The sequence below is a fragment of the Stappia sp. ES.058 genome (genome assembly GCF_900105595.1).
In the GTDB taxonomy this organism is placed as follows: Bacteria; Pseudomonadota; Alphaproteobacteria; order Rhizobiales; family Stappiaceae; genus Stappia.
Genome location: NZ_LT629784.1, coordinates 1,793,856 through 1,815,726, shown reverse-complemented (window position 1 = coordinate 1,815,726; position 21,871 = coordinate 1,793,856). Strand labels below are relative to the sequence as shown.

Annotated in this window: 17 protein-coding genes; 15 read left to right on the top strand and 2 right to left on the bottom strand. The window is 61.9% G+C overall.

Features of this window, described 5'->3' with window-relative positions; all coding sequences use genetic code 11:
* Positions 1-155: 155 nt before the first annotated feature.
* The 15 genes from dnaE (at position 156) to lpxB (ending at position 18,593) form a co-directional block, all read left to right on the top strand.
* Positions 156-3,596: a DNA polymerase III subunit alpha gene (gene dnaE, locus BLU32_RS08435; RefSeq protein ID WP_093806113.1), complete on the top strand. Its 3,441-nt coding sequence runs from the start codon at positions 156-158 to the stop codon at positions 3,594-3,596.
* A gap of 294 nt (positions 3,597-3,890) precedes the next feature.
* Positions 3,891-4,721: a 30S ribosomal protein S2 gene (gene rpsB, locus BLU32_RS08430; protein WP_093806112.1), complete on the top strand. Its 831-nt coding sequence runs from the start codon at positions 3,891-3,893 to the stop codon at positions 4,719-4,721.
* 127 nt (positions 4,722-4,848) lie between these two features.
* Positions 4,849-5,772: a translation elongation factor Ts gene (tsf, locus tag BLU32_RS08425; protein WP_093806110.1), complete on the top strand. Its 924-nt coding sequence runs from the start codon at positions 4,849-4,851 to the stop codon at positions 5,770-5,772.
* Between the two features lie 129 nt (positions 5,773-5,901).
* Positions 5,902-6,621 carry a UMP kinase gene (pyrH, locus tag BLU32_RS08420; RefSeq protein WP_093810769.1) on the top strand — a complete coding sequence of 240 codons (720 nt, stop codon included), beginning with the start codon at positions 5,902-5,904 and terminating at the stop codon, positions 6,619-6,621.
* A 191-nt stretch (positions 6,622-6,812) separates the two neighbouring features.
* The gene (gene frr / locus BLU32_RS08415) at positions 6,813-7,376 is read left to right on the top strand and encodes a ribosome recycling factor (RefSeq protein ID WP_093806108.1); all 564 of its coding nucleotides are present in this window, start codon (positions 6,813-6,815) and stop codon (positions 7,374-7,376) included.
* Between the two features lie 40 nt (positions 7,377-7,416).
* Positions 7,417-8,187 carry an isoprenyl transferase gene (locus tag BLU32_RS08410; RefSeq protein WP_093806106.1) on the top strand — a complete coding sequence of 257 codons (771 nt, stop codon included), beginning with the start codon at positions 7,417-7,419 and terminating at the stop codon, positions 8,185-8,187.
* The gene (locus BLU32_RS08405) at positions 8,184-9,053 is read left to right on the top strand and encodes a phosphatidate cytidylyltransferase (RefSeq protein WP_093806104.1); all 870 of its coding nucleotides are present in this window, start codon (positions 8,184-8,186) and stop codon (positions 9,051-9,053) included. The genes BLU32_RS08410 and BLU32_RS08405 overlap by 4 nt, the downstream gene beginning before the upstream one ends.
* A 3-nt stretch (positions 9,054-9,056) precedes the next feature.
* Positions 9,057-10,280 carry a 1-deoxy-D-xylulose-5-phosphate reductoisomerase gene (gene dxr, locus BLU32_RS08400; protein ID WP_093806102.1) on the top strand — a complete coding sequence of 408 codons (1,224 nt, stop codon included), beginning with the start codon at positions 9,057-9,059 and terminating at the stop codon, positions 10,278-10,280.
* A gap of 106 nt (positions 10,281-10,386) precedes the next feature.
* Positions 10,387-11,523, top strand: coding sequence for an RIP metalloprotease RseP (gene rseP / locus BLU32_RS08395; protein WP_093810767.1), 1,137 nt, complete (start codon positions 10,387-10,389; stop codon positions 11,521-11,523).
* A gap of 180 nt (positions 11,524-11,703) precedes the next feature.
* Entirely contained in the window at positions 11,704-14,076 is a 2,373-nt protein-coding gene (gene bamA, locus BLU32_RS08390; protein ID WP_093806100.1) for an outer membrane protein assembly factor BamA, read from the top strand.
* Positions 14,077-14,145: 69 nt separating this feature from the next.
* Positions 14,146-15,201 (top strand): UDP-3-O-(3-hydroxymyristoyl)glucosamine N-acyltransferase, encoded by a 1,056-nt coding sequence (gene lpxD / locus BLU32_RS08385; protein WP_093806098.1) that lies wholly within the window; start codon positions 14,146-14,148, stop codon positions 15,199-15,201.
* Between the two features lie 34 nt (positions 15,202-15,235).
* Positions 15,236-15,718: a 3-hydroxyacyl-ACP dehydratase FabZ gene (fabZ, locus tag BLU32_RS08380; protein ID WP_093806096.1), complete on the top strand. Its 483-nt coding sequence runs from the start codon at positions 15,236-15,238 to the stop codon at positions 15,716-15,718.
* On the top strand, positions 15,715-16,515 hold the full coding sequence (gene lpxA, locus BLU32_RS08375; RefSeq protein ID WP_093806094.1) for an acyl-ACP--UDP-N-acetylglucosamine O-acyltransferase: 801 nt from the start codon (positions 15,715-15,717) through the stop codon (positions 16,513-16,515). Before fabZ ends, lpxA begins: the two co-directional genes overlap by 4 nt.
* Positions 16,516-16,521: 6 nt before the next feature.
* Complete coding sequence (locus BLU32_RS08370; RefSeq protein ID WP_093806092.1) at positions 16,522-17,403, top strand: LpxI family protein; 882 nt, start codon at positions 16,522-16,524, stop codon at positions 17,401-17,403.
* Positions 17,400-18,593, top strand: a complete 1,194-nt coding sequence (lpxB, locus tag BLU32_RS08365) for a lipid-A-disaccharide synthase (RefSeq protein ID WP_093806090.1) — start codon at positions 17,400-17,402, stop codon at positions 18,591-18,593. The genes BLU32_RS08370 and lpxB overlap by 4 nt, the downstream gene beginning before the upstream one ends.
* A 101-nt stretch (positions 18,594-18,694) precedes the next feature.
* Here lpxB and gltA read toward each other — a convergent pair whose 3' ends face one another.
* Together gltA and gltX are read right to left on the bottom strand one after the other, a co-directional pair.
* Positions 18,695-19,987, bottom strand: a complete 1,293-nt coding sequence (gene gltA / locus BLU32_RS08360; protein WP_093806088.1) for a citrate synthase — start codon at positions 19,985-19,987, stop codon at positions 18,695-18,697.
* A 218-nt stretch (positions 19,988-20,205) separates the two neighbouring features.
* Entirely contained in the window at positions 20,206-21,636 is a 1,431-nt protein-coding gene (gene gltX / locus BLU32_RS08355; protein ID WP_093806086.1) for a glutamate--tRNA ligase, read from the bottom strand.
* Positions 21,637-21,871 lie beyond the last annotated feature (235 nt).

Genomic DNA, 21,871 nt, shown 5'->3' with positions numbered 1-21,871 from the left:
GAGCGTCTGTGTTGTGGAGCGGTCAGCGCTTTCTGGGGAGGGCGGTGCCGCCGGTCTCGACAAGGCGGTGCTCAGGGCCGACACTTCCTCAGTCTTCCAACTCCGGGGCCGGCGCATGTTGCGTTGGTTGGTGAGCGAGGGGGTGAAGAGGGTCCATGTCCGCCGTCGGTTTCGTTCATTTGAGAGTTCACTCGGCTTTTTCCCTGCTTGAGGGGGCCTTGCCTGTCGGCAGGCTTATCGATCTTGCCCGGGCGGACGATCAACCGGCAATCGCGATCACGGACACGGCCAATCTGTTTGGGGCACTGGAGTTTTCGGAAAAAGCTTGGGGAGCCGGAGTTCAGCCGATCGTCGGCGTTCAGATCCCCGTCGACTTTCAGGATGGCGGTGTCAAGAAAGGGCGGGAGACCGTTCATTTAAGCGATGTCGTGCTCATTGCGGCGGACGAGGCAGGCTACGCCAACCTGATGGACATCGTCAGTCGCGCCTATCTGGACACGGATCCGTCCATTCAGTCGCATATCACGGCGGCGCGTCTGGTAGAGCATGCCCAGGGGGTGATCCTGATGACCGGCGGCGTGGCAGGCCCTCTCGGTCAGGCTTTCCTCGCCGGCGAAGGCGACAAGGCGCGTGTGCGGCTCGAAACGCTGAAGGCAGGTTTCGCGGACCGGCTCTATGTCGAGATCCAACGCCATGACATGCCGGAGGAAATCGCGACGGAACCGGCTATGGTCGCGCTCGCCTATGAGCTCGCAGTTCCGCTCGTGGCGACCAATGAGCCGTTTTTCGCCCATCGTGACGACTATGAGGCGCATGATGCGCTGATCTGCATTTCCGAGGGGCGGGTGCTCGTCGAGGATGACCGGCGCAGGCTCACGCCGGAGCATTGCTTCAAGACGCGCGCAGAGATGCTCGAACTTTTCACCGATCTGCCGGAGGCCACCGCGAATACGGTCGAGATCGCGCGCCGTTGCCATGCCAGGCCGCTCAAGCATGCACCGATCCTGCCTCAGTTCGCGGGCGCGTCCGACGATCCGGAAGCCGCTTTTATCGCCGAGGTCGAGGAATTGCGCCGGCAGGCGAAGGAGGGGCTTTCCGCGCGGCTTGCGGCGCACGGTTTGGCACCGAATGTGTCGGACGAGGATTACTGGTCCCGTCTCGACTACGAGCTTGGCATCATCGAGCGGATGCAGTTTCCGGGCTACTTCCTGATCGTTGCCGATTTTATCAAGTGGGCGAAGGCGCATGACATTCCGGTCGGGCCGGGTCGTGGCTCGGGTGCGGGGTCACTTGTTGCATGGTCATTGACCATTACCGACCTGGACCCAATGCGTTATGCGCTTCTGTTCGAGCGATTTCTCAATCCCGAGCGTGTGTCGATGCCGGATTTCGACATCGACTTTTGCCAGAACCGGCGCGAGGAGGTCATTCGCTACGTTCAGGAGAAATATGGTCGGGCGCAGGTGGCGCAGATCATCACCTTCGGAACGTTGCAGGCGCGTGCGGTATTGCGCGACGTCGGCCGTGTGTTGCAGATGCCCTACGGGCAGGTCGACCGGCTCTCCAAAATGGTTCCGGCAACGCCGGGTCAGCAGGTGACGCTCGAACAGGCAATCCGCGACGAGCCGCGCCTGCAGGAAGCGCAGCGCGACGAGGAGATCGTCGCGCGGTTGCTGGCGATGTCTCAAAAGCTTGAGGGTCTTTACCGGCACGCCTCGACCCATGCGGCCGGTGTGGTGATCGGCGACCGGCCGCTGGAGCAACTCGTTCCGCTCTACCGTGATCCGCGCTCCGACATGCCGGTCGCGCAGTTCAACATGAAGTGGGTGGAGCAGGCGGGCTTGGTCAAGTTCGACTTTCTCGGCCTGAAGACGCTCACGGTGATCGACACGGCGGTAAAGCTGATCGCCGACACCGGCGTGACGGTCGACATGGCTGCACTGCCGATGGACGACCCCGCGACCTACCGTCTGCTTGCGGCCGGTGAGACTGTCGGCGTGTTCCAGCTGGAAAGCCAGGGCATGCGACGGGCGATCGCCGGCATGAAGCCCGATCGTTTCGAGGATATAATCGCGCTTGTGGCCCTGTATCGCCCGGGTCCGATGGACAACATCCCGGTCTACAATGCAGTCAAGCACGGTGAGCAGGAGGCTGATTGCCTTCACCCGCTGCTGGAGCCGATCCTGATCGAGACGAATGGTATCATCGTCTATCAGGAGCAGGTGATGCAGATCGCCCAGGTTCTGTCGGGCTATTCGCTTGGCGAAGCCGACCTTCTTCGCCGTGCAATGGGCAAGAAGATTGCCGCCGAGATGGAGGTTCAACGGGCGCGTTTCGTCGATGGGGCCGTGGAGAGAGGCATCGACAAGGGGCAGGCCGGAACGATTTTCGATCTGGTGGCGAAATTCGCCAACTACGGCTTCAACAAGTCGCATGCCGCCGCCTATGCACTGGTCTCCTATCAAACCGGCTGGCTGAAGGCCAACTTTCCGGTCGCCTTCATGGCCGCGTCGATGACGCTCGATCTGGGAAATACGGACAAGCTGAGCGATTTCTGCGTCGAGGCACGACGCATGGGCGTGGAGGTTCTGCCACCTTCGGTGAACCACTCCGGTGTGCATTTTTCGGTTGAGGGCGAGAAGATCCGTTACGCAATGGGCGCGATCAAGGGCGTCGGCGAGCAGGCGGTGGAGCACATCATCGAGATGCGCGGAGACAAGCCGTTCGCCAGCGTTGGCGATTTCGCGACACGCATCAATGCGCGCCAACTCAACAAGCGGACGCTTGAAAGCCTCGTCAACGCCGGCGCATTCGATGCGCTGGAACCGTCGCGCGCGCGGCTCGTTGCCGGACTCGACCGGATTCTGGGGGTTGCCCAGCGGACCGATGAAGAGGCGCTGAGCGGGCAGAACGACATGTTCGGAGGCAGCGAGGGCGGCGAGGCGGTGCATCTTCCTGATGCGGCGGACTGGATGCCGGAAGACCGATTGCAGCGTGAACAATCAGCAATCGGTTTTTATCTGTCGGCGCATCCGCTCGATTCCTACATGCCGCTGTTGGAGCGTATGCGTGTCCAGATGTGGGCGGATTTCGCGCAGGCCGTAAAACAGGGGGCGACCGCCGGGCGGCTTGCCGGCACTGTGCTCGGGCGGCAGGAGCGCAGGACGCGCTCGGGCAACCGTATGGGAATTGTGCGTCTGTCCGATCCGACGGGGCAGTATGAAGCCTTGTTGTTTTCCGAATCCCTGCAGCAATATCGTGACGTGGTGGAGCCTGGAAAATCGGTGGTGCTGCTCGTTGGTGCGGACATGCGCGATGAGGAGCCGAGCCTGCGGATCCAGTCGGTCAAGCCGCTCGAGGACGCCGCCTCGCAGGTTCAACGGAGCCTGACGGTGTTCCTCAATCATCCCGATGCTGCCCGACGGTTGCATCGCCATCTCGGTGAGCGCGGCGACGGCGACGTCAGTGTCGTCGTGCTTCTCGACGGCGGCGCGAGAGAAGTCGAGATCAAGCTGCCGGGCGGGTACCGGCTGTCGCCGCAGATCGCCGGGGCAATGAAGACGATTCCCGGCGTCGTCGAGGTTCAACTCGCCTAAGAAGCATTCCGCACAAGCCGCGATTGCGGCGATCTGGAAATCGGAGGCCCCGACGCAATGCCATCACCGGCGGCGTGCGGGTTTACCGGATTGTCCCGTTTTGTGCCTTTGACAGCAATGGAATCGTCGTTGGTGCCTGCGCGGGCTTGAATTGCCGGGCGACGCCGACTATAACGCGCGCATTCCACACGCAGGGTCGGTTTTCGTTCTTGAACGGGGTCCATCCGGTGTAAGCGCATGAGCGCTGCCACACCCTGCGGAGGTCAAACCGGAAAATCAAGGAGTTGCACGGCCATGGCCCTGCCCGAATTCTCTATGCGTCAGCTGCTGGAAGCTGGTGTCCACTTCGGTCACCAGAAGCACCGTTGGAATCCCAAGATGGGGGATTACATCTTCGGCGTTCGCAACAACATTCACATTCTCGATCTTGCGCAGACCGTTCCGCTGCTGCACCAGGCGCTCAAGACGGTATCCGACACCGTTGCCGCCGGCGGTCGTGTGCTGATCGTCGGCACCAAGCGCCAGGCCCAGGAAGCGGTTGCCGACGGCGCACGCCGTTCTGCGCAGTATCACGTCAATGCTCGCTGGCTCGGTGGCATGCTGACGAACTGGAAGACCATCTCCCAGTCGATCCAGCGCCTGCGCAAGCTCGAAGAGACGCTCAGCAATCCGAGCGGCCTGACCAAGAAAGAGCGGCTCTTCATGGACCGCGAGCGCGAAAAGCTCGAGCGCAACCTTGGCGGCATCAAGGACATGGGTGGGCTGCCCGATCTCCTGTTCGTGATCGACACCAACCGAGAGGCGATCGCCATTCAGGAAGCCAAGCGTCTTGGCATTCCGGTTGCCGCCATCGTGGACAGCAATTGCGATCCGGTCGGCATCGACTACCCGGTTCCGGGCAACGACGATGCGGGCCGTGCCATCAGCCTGTATTGCGACCTGATCGCGCGCGCCGCGATCGACGGTATTTCCCGGGCCCAGGGCGGCATGGGCATGGATGTCGGAGCTGCCGAAGAAGCCCCGGTCGAGCCGGCGCTGGAAACCGAAGCTGCGAGCGAGGCGCCTGCCGAAGAGGCTCCGGCCGAATCGGCACCCGCCGAGGAAACCCCGGCGCAGGCCGGCTGACGAAACCTGTTCGACGCCCGGTGGGATTTTGCCCTGCCGGGCGGAACGTTTCAGCGTTTCTGTCATCAATCTTATGTGAGGCCTCGGCTAGGAATGCCGGGGCAAACATCCGTCAACGAGGCGATCTATGAGCATTACCGCAGCGATGGTGAAAGAGCTCCGCGAAAAAACCGGCGTGGGCATGATGGACTGCAAGGCAGCCCTTTCCGAAAACAACGGCGACATGGACGCGGCTGTCGACTGGCTGCGCACCAAGGGTCTGGCGAAGGCCGCGAAGAAGGCAGGCCGCGTTGCGGCTGAAGGTCTTGTCGGCGTGGCTTCCGATGGCAATCGCGCCGCCGTGATCGAGTTGAACTCCGAAACCGACTTCGTCGCCCGCAACGAAGCCTTTCAGGCGCTGATCGCGGGAACGTCCAAGGCCGCACTTGCCGTCAATGGCGATGTCGCAGCGCTTGCCGATGCTCCCTTCCCGGGACGCGACAAGACGGTTGGCGACGAGATCAAGGAAGCGATCGCGACGATCGGCGAGAACATGTCGCTGCGCCGGGCCGCGGCCCTTTCGGTCGAGAATGGCGCGGTCGCAACCTATGTCCATGGCGCGATTGCCGATGGAATGGGCAAGATCGGCGTCCTCGTCGCGCTGGAATCGACTGGCGACGCCGAACAGGTGAATGCGTTCGGTCGCAAGATCGCGATGCATGTAGCCGCAACCAATCCGCTTTCGCTTGATGTCGCTTCGCTTGACGCCGAGGTTGTCGATCGTGAGCGCCAGATCTTCTCGGAACAGGCGCGCGATTCAGGCAAGCCGGAGAACATCATCGAGAAGATGGTGGAAGGTCGTTTGCGCAAGTTCTACGAGGAAGTGACGCTGGAAAAGCAGTCCTTCGTCATTGATCCTGACAAGACGATCGAGCAGGCCATCGAAGCCTTCGCGAAAGATCTCGGCAGCCCGGTCAAGTTGACCGGTTTCATCCGCTATGCCCTCGGCGAGGGGATCGAAAGGGAAGAAACGGATTTCGCAGCGGAAGTTGCCGCTGCGGCAGGAAGTTAAGCCCCGACAGAGGCGCCGGTCATTCCGGCGCCTTTCTTCTGTCCGGCATCGCCATTCTTCCGTAGGGGGACCGGCGCTTTCGCCGTGGTGGACAAAATCAAAACGGCCAAAGCAAATGGCGAGACAAATATGACGAGACAACTTCGTTGGCGGCGTGTGCTGGTAAAACTCTCAGGCGAGGCTCTCATGGGTTCGCAGGAGTTTGGCATCGATCCGGACACCGTGGGGCGGGTCGCCAAGGAGATCGCCGAGGCCGTCAGCCTCGGTGCGCAGGTCGGTGTGGTTGTCGGCGGCGGTAATATCTTTCGCGGTGTCGCCGTGGCGGCGAAAGGCGGAAACCGGGTAACCGGCGATCACATGGGCATGCTGGCGACGGTGATGAATTCACTCACGCTTGCCGATGCGCTGCGGCGTCTTGGGGTGCCGGCGCGTGTCCTGTCAGCCGTTCCGGTTCCCTCGATCTGCGAGACGTTCACCCAACGCAGCGCCGAGCGCTACATGGAAGACGGGGATGTGATCGTCTTTGCCGGGGGCACGGGCAATCCGTTTTTCACGACCGACAGCGGTGCGGCCTTGCGCGCCGCCGAAATGCGCTGTGATGCCTTCCTGAAAGGCACGAGCGTTGACGGTGTCTACTCCGACGACCCGAAAAAGGTTCCGGACGCCGAGCGCTACGAGACCCTGACGCCTGGCGAGGTGCTTGGCCGTGATCTTAAGGTGATGGACGCGACGGCGATCGCTCTTGCCCGGGACAATGCGATTCCCGTCATTGTGTTTTCCATCCGCACCCCGGGTGCATTGGTCGACGTCATGAACGGCGCAGGGCGTTATACCGTCATTTCCGATTGATTGCCGGAAAGCGCCGCAGTCAGCCGGTGTATCGCGGTTTCTCTTGCCTTTTTTCAAGTTAGCGCTGTGGTCTCGTGCAGTGGCAAGGTGCGGAAGCGCTTGCGTTTCCGCCGCGTGTCATGGAAATAAGACGCGAGACTTTTGGTTGACTGGCGCAGAGCCTGTCGCGTGAAATGATGAGAGAGGACACTATGGCGGATCAGGATGTCGACTTTGGCGATCTCGAGCGTCGGATGACCGGGGCGATTGCCGTCCTCAAGACCGATCTCGCTGGTCTGCGCACCGGTCGTGCATCGTCCAGCATGCTGGATGCAATTTCCGTGGAGGCCTACGGATCGCCCATGCCGATCAATCAGGTCGCCACGGTAAGCGTTCCCGAGCCGCGCATGATTTCGGTTCAGGTCTGGGACAAGTCGATGGTCGGTGCTGTCGAGCGCGCTATCCGCGAATCGAACCTTGGCCTCAATCCCGTGGTCGATGGCACGAACCTGCGTCTGCCGATCCCCGAGTTGAACGAGGAGCGACGCAAGGATCTGATCAAGGTCGCGCACAAATATGCCGAACAGTCCAAGGTCGCCGTGCGTCATGTGCGCCGCGATGGCATGGAAACTCTGAAGAAGCTGGAAAAGGACGGCAGCCTCAGTGAGGATGACAGCCGCGTGTCGGCTGATCGTGTGCAGAAAATGACCGATGGAATGATCACCGATATCGACGCAATGCTTGCCAAGAAAGAACAGGAAATCTCCCAGATCTGATTGCAGGTTGCGATTCGGTCATAACGAAAGGGAGCAGGGGATGACGGTGACGGCAGGCCTGAACGTTTCCGCGCAGGTCAGCGCAGAGGAGCGCGTCGACGTTCCGCGGCACGTCGCCGTGATCATGGACGGCAACGGTCGGTGGGCCGTGAAGCGGGGGCTTCCGCGCACCGAAGGCCACCGTGCGGGCGTGACCGCCTTGCGCAGGGTCGTCCGGCATTGTTCCGACCGGGGCGTGCGGTTTCTGACGCTTTTCAGTTTCTCATCGGAAAACTGGAACCGCCCCGCGGCCGAGGTGGGGTTCCTGATGGGGTTGCTGGAGCGGTTCGTGCGGCGCGACCTGGCCGAGATCCACCGACAAAACGTCCGGGTCGAGATGATCGGGGAACGCGAGGGCCTCGATGGCCGGATCCTCGGCCTGATCGAGGAAGGCGAAGCCCTTACCCGTGACAACACCGGCATGACACTCGTCGTTGCCTTCAACTATGGCGGTCGCAACGAGATCGCCCGCGCGATCCGGCACATTGCCGAAGATGTCGAAGCCGGCAAACTCCAGGCGGACGATGTGACGGAGGCGCGGATCGCGGAGTATCTCGATACCGCAAAACTTCCCGACCCGGACCTGATCATCCGCACCAGCGGTGAGCAGCGGTTGTCCAACTTCCTTCTCTGGCAGGCGGCCTACGCGGAATTCTATTTTCCAGATGTTCATTGGCCGGATTTCGACGAACGGGCGATCGAGCAGGCATTTGCCGCCTATGCAGCACGCGACCGCCGCTTTGGCGGGTTGTCCGCGAAAGTCGCCAGATGAGCGACGGATCGCCGCCCGCCTCAGCGTCCGCTTCCAAACGCACCGAACTTCGACTGCGCGTGTTGTCCGCCGTTCTGCTCGTGCCGGCGGCCCTGGCTGTCACCTATCTCGGCGGCCTCTGGTTCGCCATCGGCGCGGGTGTCTGTGCGCTGATCCTGCTGCGCGAATGGTCCTTGATCGTCAGGGCACAGCACGCGCGCGTTTCATGTGCGGTGGCCTATGCAAGCGTTGCAGCCGCCGCAGTTGCCGCATGCGCGCAGCAGCCCGCCACGGGGTTCGCGATCCTTGTCGCCGCGACTGCAGGGCTTGCGCTTTTCGCGCTTGCACGGCGGCAAACACAAGTTCTGTGGCTTTCCGCAGGCATTGCCTATGCCGGAAGCTCCGGAGCGGTTCTCATTGCCCTTCGTGAGGGGACCACAGGTCTTGCGATGATCATGTTCCTGTTCGGCGTCGTGTGGGCCACGGACATCGTTGCCTATTTCGTCGGTCGCCAGGTGGGCGGGCCGAAACTGTGGGTCCGTGTGTCGCCGAAGAAGACGTGGAGCGGGGCAATTGGCGGCTTTGCCGCAGCTGTGGCGATCGGCTGGCTCGGCTATGTGCTGACCGGTCGTGCGGGTGGCGGCGTTTGGGTCCTGTTCGCAGCGGTGCTTTCGGTGTTCTCCCAGATTGGAGATCTGTTTGAGTCTGCGCTGAAGCGCCATTTTGACGTCAAGGATTCCGGCCACATCATTCCGGGGCACGGGGGCGTCATGGACCGGCTCGACGGCCTTGTCGGGGCAGGCGTCCTTGGATATGCGGTCGCCGTTCTCCTTACAGGGTCGATGCTCGATCCCGTCGGCCGAATCATAGCGATGCAGGGATATTGACGCGTGGTTGAGAACGGACGTCGGCAAACCGCGAAAACGGGTGGTGGATCGAATGCGCCGCTTCGTCTCAGCGTGCTCGGTGCCAGCGGATCGATCGGCGCCAGTACGCTGGATCTTGTCGCGCGCGAACCCGACCGGTTCGACATCTGCACGCTCACGGCGAATACCAATGCCGAGGCGCTTGCCGCCGCTGCGATCATGGTTCGCGCCGACCATGCCGTCGTGGCGGATGAAAGTGCCTATGAATGCCTGAAGACGGCTCTTTCGGGCACCGGAATTACCTGCGCGGCCGGGCCTGCGGCCGTTGCCGAGGCCGCCAGCCGTCCCGTCGACATGCTGGTCGCGGCTATCGTGGGAGCTGCCGGCCTTGCGCCGACGCTTGCAGCGGTGCGCAACGGCACCACCATTGCTCTTGCCAACAAGGAATGCCTTGTTTGCGCCGGCGACCTTTTCATGTCGGCGGCGCGCGCCTCGGGCGCGACGATTCTGCCCGTCGATTCGGAACACAACGCCGTGTTTCAGGTCTTCGAACAGGGTAATCTTGACCAGATCGAATGCCTGACCCTGACCGCATCGGGGGGGCCTTTCAGAGCCTATTCGCTTGACGAGATGCGTGTTGCATCGCCCGAAGCCGCGTTGAAGCATCCAAACTGGAGTATGGGTGCCCGTATTTCCATCGACAGCGCGACGATGATGAACAAGGGCTTCGAGATCATCGAGGCGCATCATCTTTTTCCGCTGCGTCAGGATCAGATCGAGGTTCTGGTCCATCCTCAATCCGTTGTTCATGGTATGGTGCAATATTCCGACGGGTCCGTTCTTGCACAACTCGGGGCGCCGGATATGAGAACACCGATTTCCCACTGTCTGGCATGGCCGCGCCGTATGCGTACGCCAGCGACGCGTCTTGATCTCGCCGCATTGGCGACGCTCACCTTCGAGGCGCCAGACCCCGTCCGCTTTCCAGCCCTGCGGCTTGCTCGGGCGGCAATGGCTGCCGGGGCCGCCGCGTCGGCGGCGTTGAATGCGGCCGACGAGGTGATGGTGAAGGCGTTTCTGGACCGCAAGCTCGGATTCCTCGGTATCGCAGAGACGATTGAGCGCGTTCTTGCTCGCATGTCCGCATCCGGTGATTTGAGCGAGGTGCGGTCCATAGAGGAGGCCATGGCGGTCGACTCCGTTGCCAGGCGGGTCTCGCTGGAAGAAATCGCGGGCATGACGCACTAGATAGTCAAGAGAGCGGACCGGAGATACGCCTGCCGGCCTGCATGAGACGTTAAAACGACCCGAAGCCTCTGGCGCGGGCATGGCGATGAGCGCCAAAGGAGACACCATGGAATTGATCGGGTCGCTGTTCGGGTCTGTTGCCGGATATATCCTGCCGTTCCTCTTCGTTTTGACGATCGTCGTCTTTTTTCATGAACTGGGCCACTTTCTCGTGGCGCGCTGGTGCGGCGTGCGGATCGTGGCGTTTTCCGTCGGTTTCGGTCCCGAACTGTTCGGCCGGTACGACAAGCACGGCACTCGCTGGAAGGTGTCGGCTGTTCCGCTTGGCGGTTATGTGAAGTTCGCCGGCGATGAGAACGAGGCGAGCGTTCCCGATACCGAAGCGCTGGCGAAGATGAGCGACGAGGAGCGGTCAGACGCTTTTCAAACCAAGAGTGTCGCCCGCCGCTCGGCAATCGTTGCGGCAGGGCCGTTTGCCAACTTCCTGCTTTCCATCGTGATTTTCGCGGTTCTGTTTTCCACGATGGGCCGCCCGGAAATCTCGCCGCGTGTCGACCAGGTGCAGGAAGACAGTGCTGCGGCCGAAGCCGGGCTTCAGCAGGGTGATCTCGTCGTGGCCATCGACGGGACCTCGATCGAGACCTTTTCCGACCTCCAGAGGATCGTCAGCGTAAGTGCGGATGTTCCGCTCAACGTGACGGTTGAGCGGGGCACGCAGACAATCGATTTGGTGGTTACCCCCAACCGGCGCGAAATTCGCGACCGTTTTGGCAATGTGCAAAGGGTCGGTCAGCTTGGCGTGAGCCGCAGCGCCAACCAGGAAGACGTGATCCTGCGCAGCTTTGGACCTGTCGAGGCCGTTGTTGAAGGCGGCAAGGAAACCTGGTTTGTCGTCTCGCGAACCGCAGGCTATATCGCGGGAATCGTGACGGGTCGCGAATCCGTCGACCAACTGGGAGGGCCGATCCGGGTGGCTCAGATCTCGGGGCAGGTCGCAACGCTCGGGTTCGCCGCCCTCCTGAATCTGACCGCGATCCTGTCAGTCAGCATCGGGCTGTTGAACCTGTTGCCGATCCCGATGCTCGACGGCGGACACTTGCTGTTTTACGCCGCAGAGGCGTTGCGCGGTAAGCCTCTCAGCGAACGAACGCAGGAATACGGATTTCGTATCGGGATTGCGATCGTACTGTCCCTGATGGTCTTCGCGACCTGGAATGACGTTTTGCATCTGAGTTCGCTTTGACCTGACGGCGTGTCGCGCGTGCAACGCTTTGTCGGGAAACGCGGAAACGCGGTCATGTGTGGTTGCGTCGTTGGAAAAAGCCTGTAAAACGACTGACGGATATAGAGAATCTGACTGTCCTGGCGGTCGCGCGGCCTGCGTATCCTCCAGTTGACGGAAAACCGAAGGCGAAGCGTCTTTATGCAGTGTTTGCAGAACCTGACCAGAACAATCCTGGTAGCCGCCATCCTGAGCGGATTCGCGCCGATCCTGTCCGGCTCGCTCCCGGTTGTCGGTGCTGTCGAGGCCTCCGCCGCCACGGTCAGCCGTATCGTCGTGCGTGGAAACACCCGCGTCGAGGCATCCACAGTTGAGAGCTATCTGACCATCCGGCCGGGTCGTCCGTACGGACCCTCCGATGTGGATGAATCGCTGAAGACGCTGTTTGCCACCGGTCTTTTTGGAGACGTCTCGATCAACCGACAGGGCGGTTCCCTGGTGGTGACCGTCACGGAAAATCCGATGGTCAACCGGATTTCCTTCGAGGGAAACAAGCGGCTGAACGACAAGACCCTCACGGGTGTCGTGCGCACCGAAGAGCGCTCCATGCTCACCAGCGCCAAGGTTCAGTCCGACGTACAGAACATTCTCGAGGCTTATCGCCGTTCCGGTCGCTACCGCGCGACCGTCGAGCCGAAAGTCATCGACAGGACGAACAACCGCGTCGACCTCGTGTTCGAGATCAACGAGGGCGATCGCACCGGCATCGAGCGGATCACCTTTATCGGCAACTCCAAGTTCAGTGACGGCCGGCTTCGCGATGTGATCCGCACCCGGCAGAGTGGGCTCCTGAGCTTCCTGCGCACGACCGACAACTTCGATCCGGATCGTCTTGATGCGGATCAGGAGCTCCTGCGCCAGTTCTACTATCGCTACGGCTATGCCGACTTCCAGATCGTGTCGGCGGTCGCCGATCTCGACCGAGAGGAAAATGTCTTCTACGTGACCTTCACGGTGGAAGAGGGCGAGCAGTATACCTACGGCGACATTGATCTCCAAACGTCGCTGTCGAGCGTCGATCCGGAAGAGTTGCGCCGCAAGATCCGGACGGATGCGGGCGACACCTATTCCTCGCTTGAAGTCGAGAAGACGCTGGAAGACCTGACGCTTGATGTGTCGCGACAGGGCTATGCCTTCGCGCAGATCCGTCCGCGAGCGACCCGGGATTACGAGAACCGCACGATCTCGCTGACCTATTACATCGAGGAAGGCCCGCGCGTTTACATCGAGCGGATCAACATTCGCGGCAACGACCGGACGCGCGAGTATGTCATCCGTCGCGAGTTCGATCTGGTCGAGGGCGACGCCTTCAACCGCGTCCTGCTCGACAAGGCCGAGCGCCGGCTGAAGGACCTGCAGTTCTTCAAGGACGTTCGCATCACTACCTCGCGCGGCAGCGCCCCTGATCGCATCGTCATCAACGTCGATGTCGAGGAGCAGGCCACGGGTGAGGTCGGTTTCGGTATCGGCTACTCCACGTCCGACGGCGTCATCGGCGATGTCACCATCAGCGAGAAGAACTTCCTCGGCCGCGGCCAGTTCGTGAGTGCGCGTGTCGGTGTCGGTTCGTCGACGCAGTCTTACGAGTTCGCCTTTACCGAGCCGTATTTCCTCGGGCGCCGGATCGCGCTGTCGCTGGATGCCTATCGCAAGTCCTTCGACCGCAATGATTACCGCAACTATGACCTGCAGACGACTGGCGGTTCTATCGGTCTCGGCTTGCCGTTGCGCGACGACGAGCTTCGCCTGAACCTTGTCTATCGGATCTTCGACCAGAAGCTGACGCAGCCTTCTTCCGTGCGCCTTTCCAACGGCCTCCAGTCGTCCCTTGGCCGTAATCTGACGTCGTCGATCGGCTATGCGCTGGTGTGGGACACCCGCGACAGCCGGATAAACCCGCGTGACGGTTTCTACTTCAAGTTCGGCCAGGAATTTGCCGGTCTCGGGGGCGACAGCCGCTACATTTCGACGACTGTTGATGCGCGTGCCTATAAGGAACTGCTTCCGGAATGGGGCGTGATCGGTATCCTTCGCGCCGGCGGTGGGAATATCATGGGCATCGGTCGCGACCTTCGTGCCTCAGACCAGTTCCAGCACAACGACAATTGGCTGCGCGGCTTTGAGCCGCAGGGCATCGGTCCGCGCGATTCCATTACGGGCGACTCGCTCGGTGGTCGCTGGTATGTCCATGCCAATGCGGAGGCCGAGTTTCCGATCTACGGCCTGCCCAAGGAGCTTGGTCTGTCCGGTGCTGTCTTCACCGACTTTGGAGCGGTCTGGGACACGGATCCAGCGATCGCTCGTTGCGTAGAAACGGCCAGTGGTTGTGGGGGCAATGTCACAACGGCCGGGTCGGTTCTGTCGAACAGCTTCTCGCCGCGGATTTCGGCTGGTGTCGGTGTGAAATGGGCCTCGCCCTTCGGGCCGCTGCGGGCGGACTTCGCCTGGCCGATCCTGAAAGAGACCGGCGACCGCACGCAGTTCTTCCGGATCGGTGGCGGCACCCGTTTCTGATCCTCAACAATGCAGCATGCATGATCCGGCCGCCGAACTCTCGGCGGCCGGCTTTTCTGTGGTGACCCTATGAGCGACCCCTTCTTCTTCGATTCCTTTGATGCCGTCAGCGTCACGGACGTGGCCTCCTGGGTCGCCGGCGATCTTCCTGGCGGGGGCGGGGACACGACGATATCCGGCGTTGCACCGCTTGAAGATGCCGCGGCGGGCGATCTGGTGTTCTTCGACAACACCAAGTATCTGGCGGCGCTCGAGGTGACCCGCGCGGCGGCCTGCCTGGTGTCGAAACGGCATGCGGCAAAAATTCCGGACGGGGTTGTCGCCATCGTCGTTGCCGAGCCCTACAAGGCTTGGGGTATTGTTCTGGGAAAGCTTTTCCCTACGGCATTGCGTCCGCACGCGATGGACGGCACGGGACCGGGTGTCTCGCCTCAGGCCCGGATCGATGGCAGCGCCACGCTGGAAGACGGCGTACGCATCGAGGCCGGTGTCAGCATCGGACCTGACGTCGAGGTCGGGGCGGGGACGCACATTCAGGCGAATGCCGTCATTGGCGTTGGTGTTCGCATCGGGCGCAACAGCACCATTGGAGCGAATGCCGTGCTTCAGCATGCGCTTGTGGGCGACCGTGTGATTGTTCATCCTGGCGTGTGTATCGGACAGGACGGGTTCGGGTTCGCGATGGGACCGGGCGGACACCTCAAGGTACCGCAGATCGGGCGTGTCATCATACAGGATGACGTCGAGATCGGTGCGAACACGACGGTGGATCGCGGTGCCAACCGGGATACGGTGATTGGCGAGGGGACCAAGATCGACAATCAGGTCCAGATTGGCCACAACGTGTTGATAGGTCGTCACTGTGTGATCGTGTCTCAGGTCGGGATATCGGGAAGCGCGACCTTGGAAGATTATGTTGCGATCGGTGGGCAGTCCGGCGTGCGGGGACACGTGAAAATCGGCATGGGCGCCCAGATTGCGGCTGTGAGTGTCGTGGAAGCGGACGTTCCGGCCGGAGCGCGGTATGGCGGAGTGCCGGCGAAGCCGGTCAAGGTCTGGTTCCGCGAGGTCAAGACATTGGCTAAGCTTGCGGAACGGGGTTTGGGGCCGCGCGACAGGGAGTGAGCGTGGTGAACATGGCCATCTTGAGGACGTGGATATGAGTGAAGGCGAAAAGACGACGCTGGATAGCGCTGACATCATGCGGATCATGGAGCTTTTGCCGCACCGTTATCCGTTCCTGATGGTTGACCGCATCGTCGACATGGATGGCGACAACAGTGCCGTGGGCATCAAGAACGTCACGGCAAACGAGCCGCATTTCATGGGCCATTTCCCCGGGCAACCGGTGATGCCGGGTGTGCTTCTGATTGAGGGAATGGCGCAGACCGCGGGCGCGCTTTGCGTCCATTCCCGCGGTCAGTCCGGGGTACCCAAGCTGGTCTACTTCATGACCATCGACAAGGCGAAGTTCCGCAAGCCCGTGCTTCCGGGCGATCAGGTTCGCTTCGAGATGCGCAAGATCCGTAACCGGACGAACATCTGGAAGTTCGAGGGCATTGCGACGGTCGATGGCACCAAGGTTGCGGAAGCCGAGATAAGCGCGATGCTCGTCGACAGCACGTCAGGCGGGGCTATATGACGGCAAGCGTACACGCGTCGTCTGTGGTCGAGGATGGCGCACAGATTGGCGATGACGTCCGTATCGGTCCCTTCTGTCATGTGGGCCCCGACGTGGTTCTGGGCGATGGCGTGGAACTCAAGTCGCATGCCGTGGTTGCCGGGCGGACCCGGATTGGCGTCCGCAGCACGATTTTTCCCTTCGCGTCCATCGGCCATCAGGCTCAGGATTTGAAGTACCGCGGCGAGGCCGCGACACTGACCATCGGTCAGGATTGCATCATGCGCGAGGGCGTTACGATCAATCCGGGAACCGAAGGCGGTGGCCTGGAGACGGTCATCGGCGACCGGTGCGCCTTTCTTGCCAATTCGCATGTCGGTCACGATTCCCGGCTTGGAGACGGCATCATCCTTTCCAACAATGTGATGATTGCCGGTCACGTAACCGTTGGCGACAATGTGATCATGGGCGGCGGTGCGGCGGTTATCCAGTTCACGCGCGTTGGCGACAATGCCTTCGTCGGCGGGCTTGCGGGTCTGGAAAACGACCTCATTCCGTTTGGGATGGTCATGGGCAACCGGGCACGCCTCAATGGTCTCAACCTTGTCGGACTGAAACGTCACGGCTTTGCGCGCGAGGATATTCACGCGCTGCGCAGTGCCTTCAAGGAGCTCTTTGAAGTCAGCGAAGGGACCCTGCGCCAGCGCGCTGAAAAGGTGGCGGCTGTGCATGCAGGGCGCGACCTGGTCCTGCGGGTTACGGATTTTATTCTCGCGGAGCCCGAGCGGCGATTCTGTACGCCGAAAAGTGACGGATAAGAGCCGATGACAGGGGGTCAATCCTTGTCGCCGGTGGCTGTGATCTGCGGTGGCGGGCGTCTTCCTGTCGAGGTCATTGCAGCGGCGGTCGAAAGCGGTCGACGGGTCGTGGCGATTGCCATCAAGGGGGAAGCTGACGAGCGTATCGCGGCGTATAATCCCTCCTATCTGGGCTGGGGGCAGATCGGAAAGCTTGCCTCGCTGCTTGAGCGTGAGGGCTGCCGGGATGTCGTGATGATCGGCAGTGTGACCCGTCGGCCGGAGCTTCGCCAGATTGTCGGAGATCTCGGCACAATGCGGAGACTGCCGAAGATCATTGCTTCGCTCGCCGGCGGCGACGATTCCATTTTGACGAAAATCATTCGATTTTTCGAAGACGAGGGCTTCCGGATCATTGGCGCGCATGAGGTGGCGCCGGGGCTGCTCGCACGCCCCGGAACCATTGTCGGCAAGGATGCAAGTGCAGAAGTCGCTCTCGATCTGAACCTCGCGATCGAGGCCGTGGTCGCGCTGGGACGCTTGGACATTGGACAGGCGGCGGTGAGTGTCGCCGGACGCGTGATTGCGGTGGAGGGGGCTGAGGGTACCGATGCCATGCTCGATCGCTGCCGGACCGTCCGCGAACGCGGGCGTGTGAAGGGCAAGGGAGGCGTACTCGTCAAATGCGCCAAGCCCGGCCAGGACATGCGCGTCGACCTTCCGACGATCGGTCCCGATACAATTCGGGCGGCCGCGAATGCAGGCCTCTCGGGTATTGGCATAGAGGCCGGCCGGGTGCTGATCGCCGAAAGGACGCAAACGGAAGCGCTTGCCCGGGAGCTGTCGATATCGCTTTGGGGCGTCGAGCCGCTTGACGGGGCACAGGAGCCGGACGAGGCCGCGAAATGAATGCGAAACAGGAAGCGCCGCTGTCCGTCTATCTGGTGGTCGGGGAGGAATCGGGGGACCAACTCGGTGCCGGCCTCATTGAGGCCCTGCGGGCACAAAGCCCGTGCGATATCCGGTTTCACGGAGTTGGCGGCGAGCGCATGGCCGCACAAGGCGTTGTGTCTCTGTTTCCGATCGAGGACATCGCCGTCATGGGCCTGTCGGCGGTCCTGCCGCGCCTTCCGCTGATCGTGAAGCGCGTCTATCAGACCGTCGATGACATCGTGAAACGCAATCCGGATGTGGTCGTGATCATCGACAGTCCGGATTTTACCCACAATGTCGCGAAACGGGTGCGAAAGCGCGCGCCGCATATTCCCGTTGTCGATTACGTCTCGCCCTCGGTCTGGGCCTGGCGGCCGGGGCGGGCCCGCCGGATGGCAGCCTATGTGGACCATCTTCTGGCGATCCTCCCCTTCGAGCCGCAAGTGCACAAGCGGCTTGGAGGCCCCCCGACGACCTATGTCGGGCACCCGCTGATCGAGCGAGCAGACCGTCTCCGGCCCGCGCCCGGGGAGCGCTCCGATCTTGAAAGTGACGGGGCTCCGGTTCTGCTTGTGCTGCCGGGAAGCCGGCGAAGCGAGATCAGCCGGTTGCTTGCCGATTTCGGGGCGGCTGTGGCGATTCTGAAGGAGACGTTCGCCGACCTGGAGGTTATTCTGCCGGCGGTTCCCCATCTTCGCGAGCGCATTGCCGAGGAAACCGCCGGCTGGGCGGTAAAGCCGCAAGTCGTGAGCGGCGAGGCGGAGAAACTCGCCGCATTCCGCCGTGGACATGCCGCCCTTGCGGCATCCGGAACCGTGACACTGGAGCTGGCGATCGCCGGCGTGCCGATGGCGGTGGCCTACCGGCTCGACTGGTTCTACCGCCGGATAAAGGACCTGAACCGCTTCCTGCCGATTGCGACGGTCACATCGATGGTGTTGCCGAACATCATTCTCGGCGAGAACGTGGTGCCTGAATTTCTGGACGACGGCGCATCGCCGGAAGCGCTTGCCGCGACCGTTGCGCCGCTTTTGCAGGCCTCGCCACAGCGTGATGCGCAGGTGGCTGCGTTCCGGCGTCTTGACGATGAAATGCAGCTGGGTGAAGGCAGGAGCCAGGCGGGCGAGGCGGCGCGCATCGTACTTGACGTCGCCGCGGGTCGATGAACCCCGCCTTGTTGCAAGGCAAAGTCCGGAGAAACAAAAACGGCGCCGCGAGGCGCCGTTTTCGGTTTCAGTCGTCTGCCGTCGAAATCGACGGAGGAGCGTTAGCGACGCTGCGGGATCGGCAGATAGTCGCGCGGAGCCGCCCCGGTGTAGAGCTGACGCGGGCGTCCGATCTTCTGCGAGGGATCCTCGACCATTTCCTTCCACTGAGCAATCCAGCCGACCGTGCGCGCGAGTGCGAAGAGCACCGTGAACATGGTGGTGGGGAAGCCGAGAGCGCGCAGCGTGATCCCGGAATAGAAGTCGATGTTCGGGTAGAGTTTTTTCTCGACGAAATACTCGTCGCTGAGCGCGATGCGCTCCAGCTCCATGGCGACGTCCAGAAGCGGATCGTCGCGCATACCAAGCTCCGCCAGGACCTCATGTGTCGTTTTCTGCATGATGCGGGCACGCGGGTCGTAGTTCTTGTAGACCCGGTGGCCAAAGCCCATCAGACGGAACGGATCGTTCTTGTCCTTGGCGCGGGCGATGTATTCCGGGATCCGGTCGACCGAGCCGATTTCGGCCAGCATGTTGAGCGCGGCCTCGTTGGCACCGCCATGCGCCGGTCCCCAGAGGCAGGCAATGCCGGCTGCGATGCAGGCGAACGGATTGGCGCCGGAGGAGCCCGCCAGACGCACCGTCGAGGTGGAGGCGTTCTGTTCGTGGTCCGCATGAAGGATGAAGATCCGGTCCATCGCACGGGCGAGCACCGGGTTCACCTTGTATTCCTCGCAAGGCACGGCGAAGCACATGTGCAGGAAGTTCGCCGCATAGTCGAGGTCGTTGCGCGGGTACACGAAGGGCTGGCCGACGTGGTACTTGTAGGCCATTGCCGCAATCGTCGGCATCTTGGCGATCATGCGCAGGGACGCCACCATCCGCTGGTGCGGATCGGAAATGTCGGTGCTGTCATGATAGAAGGCGGAGAGCGCGCCGACGGTGCCGACCATGATCGCCATCGGATGGGCGTCGCGGCGGAAACCGGTGAAGAAGCGGCTCATCTGCTCGTGGATCATCGTGTGATAGGTCACGCGATTCACGAAGTCGTCCTTCTGCGCCTTCGTCGGCAATTCGCCGTACAGCAGAAGGTAGCAGCTCTCGAGAAAATCGCCGTGTTCGGCCAGTTGCTCGATCGGGTAGCCGCGATAAAGCAGGGTGCCTTCATCGCCATCGATATAGGTGATGCCCGATTCACATGACGCTGTGGACGTGAAGCCCGGGTCGTAGGTGAAGCATCCGGTCTGGCTGTACAGGGACGCAATGTCGACAACGTTCGGGCCAACGCTTCCCGGGCGGACCTTCAGGTCCCACGACTTGTCGCCAATCGTCAGCTTGGCATTTGAATCAGTCATTCAGGCTACCCCCTGGTAAGAATGCGCCGTTGCTGCGTGGCCGCGTCCCAAGAGTGTCGGGAAACTGGCCGGCCATGCTTGGCGGGAGGAAAAGTCGATTGTTGGGTATCCCATTTGCATGATCCTCGCAAGCGCACACCCTCGTCGCTTTGGTCACATGGTGACGATCCGTTCACCTTTCCCTTGCGGCAGGCTTGTCGCCATCCGGCACCGATTTGTCACGAGGATGCCTGATCCGCGATCCGTCCAAGCGATTCTTCGCGACCGAGCACGTCGAGAACGTCGAAGATCCCGGGAGAGGTGCCCTTGCCGGTCAGCGCGGCGCGCAACGGCTGTGCCACCTTTCCAAGCTTGAGATCTGCCTCGTCTGCAAAGGCGCGAACGGCGGCTTCCGTTGTCTCTGCGTTCCATGTGTCGAGCGCGGACAGTTTTTCGTGAAGATCAGCAAGCGCGCCGCGCGCTCCGTCTGCAGAAAGGAGTTTTTCCGCCTTCTCGTCGAGGACGAGCGGGCGGCTGGCCCAAAGGTATTCCGCGCTTTCCAGCAACTCCACAAGCGTCTTTGCACGCTCCTTGAGGCCGGGAAGGGCATCACGGAACATCTTGTCGTGCGTGCTGTCGGACAGCCAGGACTGGACGGCGGGTCCGCCTTCGGCATGGGGAAGGAAAGCTGCGAAATCGCGCATCAGCTCGTCGGTTGACTGGGCCCGCATGTAGTGACCGTTGAGGTTCTGCAGCTTCTGCATGTCGAAGCGCGAGGCCGACTTGCCGATCGCATCGAGGTCGAACCATTCGATCAACTGTTCGGTCGGGAAGATCTCCTCATCGCCATGGCTCCAGCCAAGACGCGCAAGATAGTTGCGCATCGCAGCCGGGAGATAGCCCATCGCGCGATAGGCTTCCGCGCCAAGCGCCCCGTGCCGCTTGGAGAGTTTCGCGCCGTCGGGGCCATGGATGAGCGGGATATGCGCCATCGTCGGCACATCCCAGTTCATCGCCTTGTAGATCAGCGTCTGGCGGGCCGCATTGGTCAGATGATCGTCGCCGCGCACGATATGCGTGACGCCCATGTCGTGATCGTCGACCACGACGGCGAGCATATAGGTCGGCGATCCGTCGGAGCGCAGCAGAACGAGGTCGTCGAGTTCCTTATTTGCAAAGACAACCCGTCCCTGGACCTTGTCGTCGATCACTGTTTCGCCGTCGAGAGGAGCCTTGAGGCGGACGACCGGCTTCACGTCGGCCGGGGCCTCGGACGGGTCGCGGTCGCGCCAGCGACCGTCGTAGCGCGGCGGACGGCCTTCCGCGCGTGCGGTCTCGCGCATCTCCGCCAGTTCCTCCTGCGAGGCGTAGCAGGGGTACGCCTGTCCGGCATCGATCAGGGCCTTTGCCACTTCGCGATGGCGATCGGCGCGCGCATATTGTGAAATCGGCTCGCCGTCCCAGTCGAGCCCCAGCCAGGTCAGACCATCGAGAATGGCCTCGATGGCCGCGTCCGTGCTGCGGTTGCGGTCCGTGTCCTCGATGCGAAGCAGCATCCTGCCGCCAAACCGCTTCGCATAAAGCCAGTTGAAGAGAGCCGTTCTGGCGCCGCCGATGTGCAGGAAACCGGTGGGCGAGGGGGCGAAACGCGTGACCACGGGGGCGCTCATGACAACTGCCTTTTGTTCGTTTGACGATGATGACGGTTCTGACCGCACCTGCCTGAAACCCGTGCAGTGCAGATTCCCGTCTTGCGCGAACCCGAGTTGCATTGCACGCTCGTTTCCTGGCGCAGGGTTGGCGTTCACTTAGCATAGGGTCCGGTCTCGCCAAAGCCTGAAAAAGGCGGGATCAAGCCGGCCTGACGGCGTCATGCGCCGATGGCGCTGAAAGGGTCATGACGAT

Bases quoted from the DNA above. Each gene is read 5' to 3' on its own strand.
- rseP (WP_093810767.1), top strand. From the start codon at position 10,387: ATGGAATTGATCGGGTCGCTGTTCGGGTCTGTTGCCGGATATATCCTG.
- BLU32_RS08410 (WP_093806106.1), top strand. From the start codon at position 7,417: ATGACGGTGACGGCAGGCCTGAACGTTTCCGCGCAGGTCAGCGCAGAG.
- BLU32_RS08405 (WP_093806104.1), top strand. From the start codon at position 8,184: ATGAGCGACGGATCGCCGCCCGCCTCAGCGTCCGCTTCCAAACGCACC.
- lpxA (WP_093806094.1), top strand. From the start codon at position 15,715: ATGACGGCAAGCGTACACGCGTCGTCTGTGGTCGAGGATGGCGCACAG.
- bamA (WP_093806100.1), top strand. From the start codon at position 11,704: ATGCAGTGTTTGCAGAACCTGACCAGAACAATCCTGGTAGCCGCCATC.
- lpxB (WP_093806090.1), top strand. From the start codon at position 17,400: ATGAATGCGAAACAGGAAGCGCCGCTGTCCGTCTATCTGGTGGTCGGG.
- gltX (WP_093806086.1), bottom strand. From the start codon at position 21,636: ATGAGCGCCCCCGTGGTCACGCGTTTCGCCCCCTCGCCCACCGGTTTC.
- pyrH (WP_093810769.1), top strand. From the start codon at position 5,902: ATGACGAGACAACTTCGTTGGCGGCGTGTGCTGGTAAAACTCTCAGGC.
- gltA (WP_093806088.1), bottom strand. From the start codon at position 19,987: ATGACTGATTCAAATGCCAAGCTGACGATTGGCGACAAGTCGTGGGAC.
- dnaE (WP_093806113.1), top strand. From the start codon at position 156: ATGTCCGCCGTCGGTTTCGTTCATTTGAGAGTTCACTCGGCTTTTTCC.
- rpsB (WP_093806112.1), top strand. From the start codon at position 3,891: ATGGCCCTGCCCGAATTCTCTATGCGTCAGCTGCTGGAAGCTGGTGTC.
- lpxD (WP_093806098.1), top strand. From the start codon at position 14,146: ATGAGCGACCCCTTCTTCTTCGATTCCTTTGATGCCGTCAGCGTCACG.
- tsf (WP_093806110.1), top strand. From the start codon at position 4,849: ATGAGCATTACCGCAGCGATGGTGAAAGAGCTCCGCGAAAAAACCGGC.
- frr (WP_093806108.1), top strand. From the start codon at position 6,813: ATGGCGGATCAGGATGTCGACTTTGGCGATCTCGAGCGTCGGATGACC.
- BLU32_RS08370 (WP_093806092.1), top strand. From the start codon at position 16,522: ATGACAGGGGGTCAATCCTTGTCGCCGGTGGCTGTGATCTGCGGTGGC.
- fabZ (WP_093806096.1), top strand. From the start codon at position 15,236: ATGAGTGAAGGCGAAAAGACGACGCTGGATAGCGCTGACATCATGCGG.